11 protein-coding genes are annotated in these 11,297 nt (G+C 38.5%); 6 read left to right on the plus strand and 5 right to left on the minus strand.

Annotated elements, in window-relative coordinates; genetic code table 11:
* The coding region (locus EFY79_RS21805) for a hypothetical protein (RefSeq protein WP_233578056.1) at window positions 1-217 on the plus strand (217 nt) is incomplete at its 5' end.
* A gap of 41 nt (window positions 218-258) precedes the next feature.
* Here EFY79_RS21805 and EFY79_RS19115 read toward each other — a convergent pair.
* Entirely contained in the window at window positions 259-885 is a 627-nt protein-coding gene (locus tag EFY79_RS19115) for a 3-keto-disaccharide hydrolase (protein ID WP_123122356.1), read from the minus strand.
* 646 nt (window positions 886-1,531) lie between these two features.
* On the opposite strand from EFY79_RS19115, the gene EFY79_RS19120 reads away from it, so the two are divergent.
* The 3 genes from EFY79_RS19120 to EFY79_RS19130 are packed head-to-tail and all read left to right on the plus strand — an operon-like array spanning window position 1,532 to window position 6,917.
* On the plus strand, window positions 1,532-4,636 hold the full coding sequence (locus EFY79_RS19120; protein ID WP_123122357.1) for a PAS domain S-box protein: 3,105 nt from the start codon (window positions 1,532-1,534) through the stop codon (window positions 4,634-4,636).
* Window positions 4,637-4,651: 15 nt separating this feature from the next.
* Window positions 4,652-5,068, plus strand: coding sequence for a response regulator (locus tag EFY79_RS19125; RefSeq protein WP_123122358.1), 417 nt, complete (start codon window positions 4,652-4,654; stop codon window positions 5,066-5,068).
* 1 nt (window position 5,069) lies between these two features.
* The gene (locus EFY79_RS19130; RefSeq protein ID WP_123122359.1) at window positions 5,070-6,917 is read left to right on the plus strand and encodes a hybrid sensor histidine kinase/response regulator; all 1,848 of its coding nucleotides are present in this window, start codon (window positions 5,070-5,072) and stop codon (window positions 6,915-6,917) included.
* A gap of 184 nt (window positions 6,918-7,101) precedes the next feature.
* Here the strand turns inward: EFY79_RS19130 and EFY79_RS21500 are convergent, their stop codons facing one another.
* Both EFY79_RS21500 and EFY79_RS19135 read right to left on the minus strand, forming a co-directional pair.
* Window positions 7,102-7,278 (minus strand): hypothetical protein, encoded by a 177-nt coding sequence (locus EFY79_RS21500; protein WP_158605255.1) that lies wholly within the window; start codon window positions 7,276-7,278, stop codon window positions 7,102-7,104.
* Between the two features lie 282 nt (window positions 7,279-7,560).
* Entirely contained in the window at window positions 7,561-7,881 is a 321-nt protein-coding gene (locus EFY79_RS19135; protein ID WP_123122360.1) for a hypothetical protein, read from the minus strand.
* A 102-nt stretch (window positions 7,882-7,983) separates the two neighbouring features.
* Here EFY79_RS19135 and EFY79_RS19140 point away from each other — a divergent pair, with 102 nt between their 5' ends.
* Together EFY79_RS19140 and EFY79_RS19145 are read left to right on the plus strand one after the other, a co-directional pair.
* A complete protein-coding gene (locus tag EFY79_RS19140; protein ID WP_123122361.1) occupies window positions 7,984-8,550 on the plus strand; it encodes an RNA polymerase sigma factor in 567 nt (188 codons plus the stop codon).
* A gap of 5 nt (window positions 8,551-8,555) precedes the next feature.
* Window positions 8,556-8,915, plus strand: coding sequence for a hypothetical protein (locus tag EFY79_RS19145; protein WP_123122362.1), 360 nt, complete (start codon window positions 8,556-8,558; stop codon window positions 8,913-8,915).
* 71 nt (window positions 8,916-8,986) lie between these two features.
* Here the strand turns inward: EFY79_RS19145 and EFY79_RS19150 are convergent, their stop codons facing one another.
* Both EFY79_RS19150 and EFY79_RS19155 read right to left on the minus strand, forming a co-directional pair.
* Window positions 8,987-9,310: a hypothetical protein gene (locus tag EFY79_RS19150; RefSeq protein WP_123122363.1), complete on the minus strand. Its 324-nt coding sequence runs from the start codon at window positions 9,308-9,310 to the stop codon at window positions 8,987-8,989.
* A 157-nt stretch (window positions 9,311-9,467) separates the two neighbouring features.
* Complete coding sequence (locus EFY79_RS19155; RefSeq protein ID WP_158605256.1) at window positions 9,468-10,928, minus strand: ligand-binding sensor domain-containing protein; 1,461 nt, start codon at window positions 10,926-10,928, stop codon at window positions 9,468-9,470.
* Window positions 10,929-11,297 lie beyond the last annotated feature (369 nt).

Consider the following 11,297-nt stretch of genomic DNA (forward strand, 5'->3'; position numbering starts at 1 on the left):
AATTAAAAACTATAGCGACGAGCAATCTCGTAGTTATGAAGTTATTCTTTACCTGGAGATTGCTTCGGCAAATGAACTTTTCTTTCACCTGGAAATTTTTCTTTTGCCTCGCAATGACGCCGCGGTGTTGAGTTTGTACGATCTCAGGATTTATCTATTAACCTGTAAACTTTTTTTTAGGACGAGTCAAATCGGGGGCAACGGGCGGGGTAACTAAACTCTTAGCTGATTTATTTAAATAGATGTTCCTGTATATTTTTAATCAGGTAACACCTTCACCATAATATTTTTAAAATATACAGTGCTGCCGGGATCATGACCCTGCAATGCAAAGGTGCCGCTTGAATCAATTGGCCCTTTTTTATCAGGCGGCGGCACATTAGTTGGCTGCGTATAATCAACAACTGTTTTATCATTGATTTTTACAACCACATGGTTGCCGGTAACTTTAATGTATTCTGTAAACCAAACATTGTCCGGTGCCACTACTTCTTTTACATCGTCAATACCGTATAAGCTGCCGGTACGCCGCCAGTCAGTATGCGAGTTATTTACCTGCACTTCATAACCAACCTGCGGCCAGCCGCCTTGCTGAAAAGCCGTATGAAAATAAATACCTGAATTGGAATGCGCCCTTGTCATTACGTCTGCCTTAAATTCAAAATTTTTAAAGCGGTGATTGTTTACCGCACCTTCATAAAACAGGTGGGCTGTGTTGCCATTTACTTTAATCATACCACTATCCACGCTGAAGGTAGATGCATTATCGCCCACCTTCCAGTCGTGTAAGGTTTTACCATCAAATAATGAAACCCACTGCTGCGCCTGCGTTACATGAAAAAATAGCAGGGCAATAAAAGCCAAACAAACGCTGATTGATTTCATTTTTAAACGATTTTATAATGCTAAAGTATTAAAAAAATATCTACGCTGGCCTGGCGCAATGCAATGCGGCGTGAGCCAGACCTGTGCATAATCGTTGCTTCTTACCACTTTCTTTTTAGCAATTAACCATGTTTACGCCGGGTTCCTTTCAGGAAAACCGGCTGAGACATAGAGTCTAACTGGCTGAAAGGCGCCGCATTGATTGCGATCTATTTCATTATTGCAACCGCTTTTTGGTGGTGGTAAAAATGTTATTTGCTCCATATCCCAATACGTGATGTTAAATGTTTTTGCTTCTGCGGTATTCCCGAGTTACGCCCCTTCACAACTTCGTACTAGCGTTAATTAGCTTAACTTGCGTTGTTGTTGACTGTATTCTCCAAAAAGTTTACCCCTGCTGCTTGTTTGTGAAAACACGTAATAAAATTCAGGGTTAAACGTTATACAGTTACAGGTTACTTTATCAAACCGACAATAGTAAACTTCCTGAATTTAAGCTGATTGGTGATTTATCTGAAAGAATAATATGATTCCTAATTTTTCTTCGGGAAATTCCCTGACTTGATTAAATGATGTACGCTTAGTGTCTATATTTATTACAGGCGATGTGATGAATTAATTGAAATTTGACCAAATAATAAGAAATATGACGGGAAAAGCGGTATCGGATGCCTCATTTTATGAAGAACTTATCAACAGCCTTGATGATTTAATATGGAGCGTAAGCGCGGATTTTAAGCTTTTAGTAGCTAATAATGCTTTTATTGAAAGCATGAAAATTTTTACTGGCCTTACTATAAGGCCGGGCGATAGTCTTGTGATGTCAGATGTTTTTCAGAAAGATTATTTATCTTCCTGGGAAGATGCTTTCCATCAGGCCCTAAAAGGTGCGTCGCTTAAAAAGGAAATTTATACACCAGCCAATTCAAATAGCCCCGAATCGTGGACTGAAACAAGTTTTAATCCGATCTATAAAGACGGGAAAGTTGTTGCCGTCGCCTGTTGTTCAAGAAATATTACTGAACAGAAGGCAAAGGAAGCACTCCTGGTTAAGAGTGAAGTACGTTTGGCACAAGCGCAGGCCGTTGCCAAGGTAGGAAGTTGGGAGACTGACCTGGTAAATTTTAACGTAACATGGTCTGCGGAAACCTACCGGATTTTTGAACTTGACCCCCTCCACTTTAATTCGTCTCATCCGGGCTTTCTTGGATTTGTTCACCCTGATGACTATGAAAAGGTTGATAAAGCACTCACAAACTCGATGGCAGTGGGCTCTGATAATTCAATTGAACATAGGATTGTGCCAAGGGATGGTGTTGTAAAATGGGTTGAGGAGCGGTGGCGCATTATTCGAAACGATCAAAATAAACCTGTGCGTGCCATTGGCACCTGCCAGGACATCACCGAACGTAAAAATGCGGAAGAAAAGATAAAAACCAGTTCTGTTGCACTTCAAAACGCATTGAATGATCTTAATAAGATCATGGATGCATCCCTGGATGTTATTTGTGTTGTTGATGTTAATGGTTACTTTAAAAAAGTAAGTGCGGCCAGCGAAGTGGTATTTGGATACAAGCCGGACGAACTTGTTGGCAAATTAATCTTTGATTTTGTTCATCCTGAAGATCGGGATAAGACCGTGCAATCCGCGAATAGGGTCATGTTCGGGAATTATGTGCCCAACTTCACCAACAGGTATGTACGAAAGGATGGCTCATTGGTGGATATAGAATGGTCTGCCAGTTGGCATGCCGGGGATCGGGTCAGATATGGTATAGCAAGGGATGTGACGGAGAAAAAAAGATTAGAAAACGCCTTTGAAATTGAACGGAAGCGTTTTTATGATTTGTTTTTACAGGCGCCTTCCAGTATGGGAATTCTAATCGGGCCAGACCATGTATTTCAAAGTGTCAATCCCCTGTATTTACAATTAATGCGTAAAACAGATATTATTGGCAAACCTGTAAAGGAGGTATTTCCTGAAATGGAAGGCCAGGGGTTTATTCAATTGCTAGACGATGTTTATAAAACGGGTGAGCCATTTAAAGCCAATGAGATGCTGGTGCAAATTGAAGGAGAAGAAAACCCCGGAACGATTGATTTGTATTTAAACTTTGTTTACCAGGCTTACCGCAATAGCGCGGGTGATATTGAAGGTGTTTTTTTCTTTATTGTAGATGTAACTGAACAGGTGCTTTCCCGTAAAAAAATAGAAGAAAGCGAGAAGCGATACCGAACTTTATTTGAGCAAAACCTTGCCGGAATTTACCAGTCTACCTTAAGTGGCAAAATCCTGAATTGTAATGAAGCGTTAGCCAAGATGCTGGGATATGATTCTCCGGAGGAACTTATTAATAAAAAAGCAGCAGAACTCTATTTTTCTTCTGAAGAGAGGGATCGTTTTATCAATAACCTGAGAGATAAGCGGTATCTAAATAACTACGAAGGTATTATAAAACGCAAGGACGGAAGGGCCTTGTATTATTTGGAAAATGTCAGTTTGAATAATGATTCTGCAGACGGAGCGGATTTTTTTGATGGAATACTTTTGGATATCACCGACAGAAAACTAACGGAACTGGCGTTAAAACAAAGTAATGAACGGTTTATAAACGTAACCAAAGCTACTTTTGACGCAATATGGGACTGGGATATTGGTAAACAGGAGTTATACCTCGGCAACGGCTTTAAGGAATTATTTGGATATGAATTTGACGATAACAAAACACAATTATTAACATGGGCCAACCATATCCACCCTGAAGACAGGGAAAGAGTGGTCAATTACCGGTTAAACAAAATTGTTCATCAAAATGAATTAACCTGGAAAGATGATTACAGGTATATGCGGGCAGATGGCTCAATCGCCTATGTTTCTGACAGGGGTATTTTATTGAGAAACGATTCGGGCACCTACCGGATGATAGGCGCCATGCAGGATATAACCCATCTTAAAGAAAATGAAATAGCCATAACCCAGCTTAATCAAAACTTAGAAAAACACATCCAAAAGCTGGCCGAATCAAACGAAGAACTGGAACGTTTTGCCTACGTTGCCTCACACGATCTGCAGGAACCTTTGAGAATGGTGACCAGCTTTATGCAATTGCTCAAATCAAAGTATAGTGACCAACTGGATGCCACAGCACAGAAATACATCCATTTTGCAGTAGACGGTGCCAGCAGGATGAAAACCTTAATACATGACCTGTTGGAAATCTCCAGGATAGGTTCCTTACCTGCCGTTCACCGCGAGATTAATACGATCGATGTTATCAGAAAAACATTGGCGGCGTTGAAGCGTTTTATAGATGAATCACAGGCGAAAATAAATGTTTCATCCCTTCCGGTAGTTTACGGAAATGAATCACAGCTTTTACAGTTGTTTCAAAATCTTATCAGCAATGCCATAAAATATACCGCTAACGTAATTCCGGAAATAACAATTAGCTGGAGTGAAACACCAGGTGAGTGGCAGTGTTGTGTGGAGGATAACGGAATAGGGATAGATCCACAATCTTACGAAAAGATATTTATAATCTTTCAACGGCTGCATAACCAAAAAGATTATACAGGGACAGGTATTGGCCTTGCGATCTGCAAAAAGATTATTGAATTGCATGGTGGCAAAATATGGGTTGAATCGTCCAAAGGCAATGGCAGCAAATTTTATTTTACTATATCAAAAATGCAAACATCTCCCGTCGATAGCACCAAATTGGTTTGCAGTAATCTTGCCAATAATTCTTAAATCATCACGATAAAAATGAAGAGCAATATATTATTGATAGAAGACAACGAGGGAGATGTTGAACTAATAAGGGAAGCCTTAAGCTGTCATTCAGCCGCTCTTGAAATTTCCGTGATAGACAATGGAGAAGATGCAATATTTTCTTTGAAATCCGAACAAAAAATATTGCCAGACCTGATTTTGCTCGACATTAACCTTCCTAAGGTGGATGGAAAGGAAGTGTTGCATTTTGTGAAAAACAATGCTGAATTGAAAAAGATTCCGGTTATAATACTTACCTCCTCCAGCCTTCAAAAAGATATTGACTATTGTTATAATAATCACGCAAATTGTTATATCGTTAAACCCATACATTTAGAAGGTTTCATGAACACTATTGAGTTGATAGAAAAATTCTGGCTACGCTGCGCAACCTATTTGCAAACAAATTAAGATGAACAAACCAAACCTGATATCCATATTAATAATTGAAGACAATCCAGGAGATCAGTTGTTGCTTCGCGAAAACCTCTTAGGCACCAATTTATTGATAGATGAAATAGTATTGACAGAAACACTTGCTGAAGGCATGGAGCACTTACGTCAACAAAATTTCGCAGTGATTTTTTTAGATCTCTTTTTGTCTGACAGCGGTGGCCTTGATACCTTCCTGCAAGTAATAAAAGTCAATTCCAGGATACCCGTTATCATTTATTCCGGGCTATCCGATACACAAATGGCTATAGAGGCAATTACAGCCGGCGCGCAGGACTTCATGATTAAGGATGATCACAGCGCTGGCTTATTAGAAAAAACAGTGTTGTACGCTATAGAAAGAAAGCGCATCGCAGACGCCCTGGAAGAAAGCAATAAAAAATTCGACCTTATTAGCAAAGTCACCCACGATATGGTGTGGGACTGGAATCTCGTTACGAATGAAGTTTATAGAAATCCGGAAGGCTGGAAAAAAATATTCGGATCTGCGGAAAGAAAGGTAATGAATAAGAAGGAAGACTTTTCATCCAGGATTCACCCGGATGATCTTGAAAGAGTCAACTTAACGCTTGATAATGCATTTAATTCCCCCGGACAACAACTGTATGAATCTGAATTCAGATTGGTAAGAGACGACAATAGTATCGCGTACATAGAAGATCGCGGCTTTATTGTGAGAGATGAGAAAGCAAAAGCCATCAGGCTTACAGGCGCGTCTCACGATATCACCGACAGAAAAAACAAAGAAGAAGAATTAAAAAAGCTTTCCCTTATTGCCAAAGAAACAATTAACGGAGTGGTATTTAGAGACAAGGACCAAAAGATCACATGGGTCAATAACGCATTTACAACCATCTATGGCTACGAATTACCGGAGATTTTGGGGAAAACCATTAATTCATTTTTGCACGGCCCCGAAACAAACAGGGACGCGGCTGAAGCCGTAAAGCAACAATTATCAAAAGCCGAAACTTTTGTTTATGAGGTGATTAATTATACAAAAACAGGAAACAAATTGCTGGTAAAGGTGCATGTGCAGCCCATATTAAACGACCGTGGCGATTATACGCAATCCTTTACTCTAATAACAGATATTACCAGCCAGAGAAGACTTGAGGAAGAGGTGGAGGAAGAAAAAATTAAAAAGCAAAAAGAAATTACCCATGCTGTATTTGCTGCGCAGGAGAATGAACGTTCTGCAATAGGGCGCGAACTACATGATAATATTAACCAGATTTTGGGAGCCACCAAATTATATATTGACATGGCAAAAAAAGATAATCCCAACCGAAATTCCTATTTAGCAACTTCCTCTGAATATACGCTTATCGCCATTGAAGAGATCAGGAAATTGTCTAAAACACTCATCACTCCCTTAATAAATGAAAATGGACTGGTAAATTCCGTAAAGGATATTGCTGAAGATATTATGCTGGTACTTCCCATAAACATTATAATTACTACAGACGATTTCGATGAAATTGCCTTAGGCAATAAATTTAAACTGGATATTTTCAGAATAGTACAGGAGCAGATAAATAATACTTTAAAACATGCACAGGCAGAAAAGATCCTGATAGCTTTTAAAGAAAATGATGGCCAGTTGCTGGTCTCTGTAAGTGATGATGGTATCGGGTTCGACACCACAAAGAAAAAAAGCGGTGTTGGCTTTACCAATATAAGGAGCCGTGCGGAATTGTATAATGGTATTATGCAACTGGCTTCTGAAGTGGGCAAAGGAACGCAGCTATGTTTAACTTTTAATACAAAAGATCTGCTGAATAATAGTGAAGCCAAACGTGGTTAAAGCGATATATTGTAAAACATTAAATTAAACTGCAGGCTTCGTTTTACAGGCTTTGCCTGAAATTATTGACTGGTAAACAATCTGCTCTTAAAGATTTTCCCGATAATTTTTCTGCTGTTTTTTTAACAGGCTTTGAAAACCTGTCAGATCTGGTAAACTAACCGGTATTTCAGTAAACTAACTTTTATCGATGATTTTTATTTCTTCTTCTGCCAGGTTGCAATTGAAGATGATTATTATCCACGCTGAAGATAGATGCATTATCGCCCCCCTTCCAGTCGTGTAAGGTTTTACTATCAAATAATGAAACCCCCTGCTGCGCCTGCGTTACATGAAAAAATAGCAGGGCAATAAAAGCCAACCAAACGCTGATTTATTTTGTTTCTCAGCAATGTCTCCGTCATCTATTTTCAAATTAAGTTATGCCCATCGGAACATTGCGTAATGATGGATTCCTGGTTTAACCAGTTTGATCCCTAATCAATCTTCCGGGCGCAACGTCCACACGATCTTTCCCGGAAAAAAAAATCACAAAGTGAGACGTTCCCAGGAAAAAGTTCTTATTAAAACGCCGGGTCCCCTTCGGGAGAGTCCGGTGACACTTAATTTATAGAATCACACCAAGTGCATTACAGCAAAATCTTTACTTGCGTTTGGCTACATTTTTTCTAATGATGTTATACAATACCAAACCGGTACCAGCAAAAAATATTGCGACCAATGGACCAAATTTACCTGGTATCAAATCACCCGCTATCAATCCAAATGCTGAGCCTCCTGCTATGATACCTATCTGTAACCAGAAATCACTTTTTGCAAGATTGGGATCCATGCCTTTTTCTATTAGCGCTAAACGTTCTTTACTTTTTGAAGTAATGTAGAGATAAGCAACGCCAAATACAGTTAATAATACGAGAATTATTAACAAGATAAAAAAGAAGGAGCTTAAGGATGAATTGTTCATTTTGTATGTTTTCAGGTTTTGACAACATAACGGGAAAAGAAGTTACAAAAACTATTAGAATTACTTTGTAACCCGAACAAGCTCATTCTTGTCAAAACAGAAGTGAATACTGATATCGAAATAATACAAAAAGTACTTGCAGGCAATATAGCAATGTATAATTTGCTTGTACAGCGATACAGGAACAAAGTATTCAGCCTCGCTTATTCCATTGTTTCAAACAGGGAAGACGCGGAAGAGATTGCACAGGATGCTTTTCTAAAAGCATTTAAAGGCTTGCGGTCTTTTAAAGAAAAATCGTCCTTTGGTACCTGGATGTATCGCATTGTTGTAAATACTGCACTGAATAAAAAGAAATTAAAAAAGTTGAAAACCGTTGAGGGGAAAAATGCCATAACAGAGGATAAACAATTTGATTTTGATTCCTTAACTGATAATTTAAAAAGGGATGATCAAAAGAAATTCATAAGAATGGCACTTAATGCAGTAAACGAACAGGAAAGGCTTTGTCTTACTCTTTTTTACCTGAACGAATTATCTGTAAAAGAAATTCAGGAGATAACCGGCATTTCGGAATCGAATGTAAAAGTGGTGCTTTTACGGGCAAGAAAGCATTTGTATGAACAATTACATAAATTATTAAACTGTGAAGTAAAAAATTTAATCTGACGTATATGAATGAAGACAAACAATTAAAAAAATTAGTGCAGAATAACCTGATGGAAGAAACATCTGCGGATTTTACTACCAAATTAATGCAGCGGATCACCGCGGCTTCTGTATCTGAAGTATATACCGGTTTTTTATGGAAAGACAAGTTGTTCAGAATAATTGCAGCAACTTTTATTTCTGTAGGCATCCTCTTGCTGTTGTTGAATTTATATTTGGGAAATATTACGATGTCTTTTGACATAAAGTTAGAATTGTCTCCTGCATTCTCTTTACAGACCATTCAATTTCTGTTTGTGTTTTGGGTGGTGATGATCGTAAACCTGGTCGTTTCCGGAAAGAAGGAGAGGCATAATTATTATTAATAAATGTTTCCTGTTCCCCTAACCATGGCGGAGTTCCAAAAATTGTTTTTGAAAACTAAATGAAGCTATAATTAAGATTCTTGTTTTGAGCTTTCTTTCACGACGAGGCTGAAGTATTTATTCCGCCATTCTTCCATTGATTTTTTATAGTGTTTGGAATTCGATTTTGACTGTTCGTTTTCCTGGTGAAGTTGAGCAAACATCTCATCCTTCGTCCAAAGCTTTTTTGTGTGCATTCTTTCTGTTTTAATTCTTTCGGCCATATCCTGCGCTTCGGCAAGCTCGGATTTAAGGATGCCCATTTCGATTTCTAATTCAGAAATCCTTTTAAATAAGCACTGAATTGCCTCGTCAGTGGTAAAGTCTCTTTTTATTTTCAGAAGAATGCTATCCATTAATTTATCCTTTAATGATATGATAGTAAACGAATAAATAAGTAAAAATCTTATTGCTTTTTATTAAAAAATATTCGATTTTTTATTTGCATTATTTGAAAAAATTAGTTCGCTTTCCAATTGGCTTATCCTATTACCTGGTTATCAGGTTGCTCTCTTATTTATTCCTCGCAATTTTCATCATTCCATTAAAAGTGGCCACATAAAGATTGCCCTTTGAATCCTGGGTTATTTGAAAAACATAAGAACTCGGTACCTCTGAATTCTTGTTGTGGTAATTTTCCCAGCCATCCTTTAAATCGTATCTCACCAAACCCGCTTCATTAGTTCCTATCCAAAGAACTTCCTCAAATTTATCATACCACAATGAATTGACATGGTCGGCAGGGAGACCTGAATTGATGTCGTTATAATGTGACCATTTCCCGTCTTTGGACAACCGGGCAAAACCTTCTTCCGGCCTGTCTCTTTGATCGCTGTGAATATAAGCATACAGTGCAAAATAGATGTTGCCGTTTTCATCTTGCACCGCATCAGTAATTGTTGTTTCTTTAAGCGGCGTTTCGGATTGATTGAAAGTTGTCACTTTATTGTTTTTATCTATCATAACAGCGCCTTTAAAAGTTCCTATCCACAGCCGCTCCATCAAATCTCTGAAAGCGTAAAATATGTGGTTGGAGGGCAGTTCTTTGATTTCTTTTTTTGTGAGAATGGTTGCTTTATCATTTTTGATAATGATCAAACCTGAATCACTGCAAATAAAGGTTTCACCAAAATCGTTACAACTGATTCCAAAAGCCCCAATAGCTTTTCTTCCGGGAACCAAAAAAGTACTCCATTTCTTATTGTCAAACCTGTACAATGAATCGCCGGTAGCCACCCATTTATTATTGTTCCGGTCCACTGCCATTTCACTGATTGATTCCTTCGCTTTAAATGGAGAATTTTTCTCATTGAGCCTGGTCATCTTTTTACCATCAAATTTTACAAAGCCGCCGTAAGTGCCATACCAGATATCATCATTCTTATCTGCGACACAATGCTGGCCCATGTCATTGGGTAAATCAGAATTCTCTTTTTGCCACACCGTTATTTCATAAGAGCCTAAAGAAGGACTCTCATAATGATACGTTTTATTGTAAACCTCAGGAGTGCCGGGATTCCTCATATTGTCGCTGAATGCCTCAAGGTCAACTCTTTTAATTTTCCCTGATAATTGATCGTTGACCAGTTCGAAAACTATATTGATTGATGAGGCTACCGGTTTATTATCTTCAATAGCGGCCCTCCATTTACACTGATTGAGGTATTGAACCAGGTCGAGTGTTACCGCGTTTTTAGAGGCATCATTATGACTGAGAACACAACCTTTTCCTGAAGAATCAACCAGCACCTGTAAAGCAATCTGTCCACTCGCGCCTTTGAAATTATATTTCGTGTTGATTGCCTTAATGATTTGATCAAAGCTTTCTTCATCATAAGTAGCTTTCGGATCGCCACAATCGAGGCAAAATCTAGAAACCTCGCAACCCTCCACTTTTACCGGGAATAGATTTTGTCCGTTGGCTCTTGTAAGTAATAAAATGAACGGAAGGATGATACCAATAATTCTTCTCATAAGTAATTTAAATTTTGTAAAAAAACGATGGTAGACTAAAAATATTGCCACAAACAACCATAGTTGAGGCAAGGCAACTGCATTCTGCCCTGGCGCAGGTTTCCAAACCTGTGCATGAGCGTTACTTAACCTATTTTGGAAAGCTGCGCCAGAGTTTGATTCCAGTTTCTCAGCAATGTCTCCGTCATCTATTTTCAAACTGAGTTTATTGCCATCGGGACATTGCGTAAATGATGAATTGCTGGTTCGACCAGTTTGATCCCTAATCAATCTTCAGGGCGCAACGTCCACACGATCTTTCCGGTAGATAAAAAATATTCCCGAAGTGAGACGTTGCTAAGAAAAAAACAAATCATTCCTCATAAATAC

Source organism: Hanamia caeni, from assembly GCF_003721595.1.
GTDB lineage: Bacteria > Bacteroidota > Bacteroidia > Chitinophagales > Chitinophagaceae > Ginsengibacter > Ginsengibacter caeni.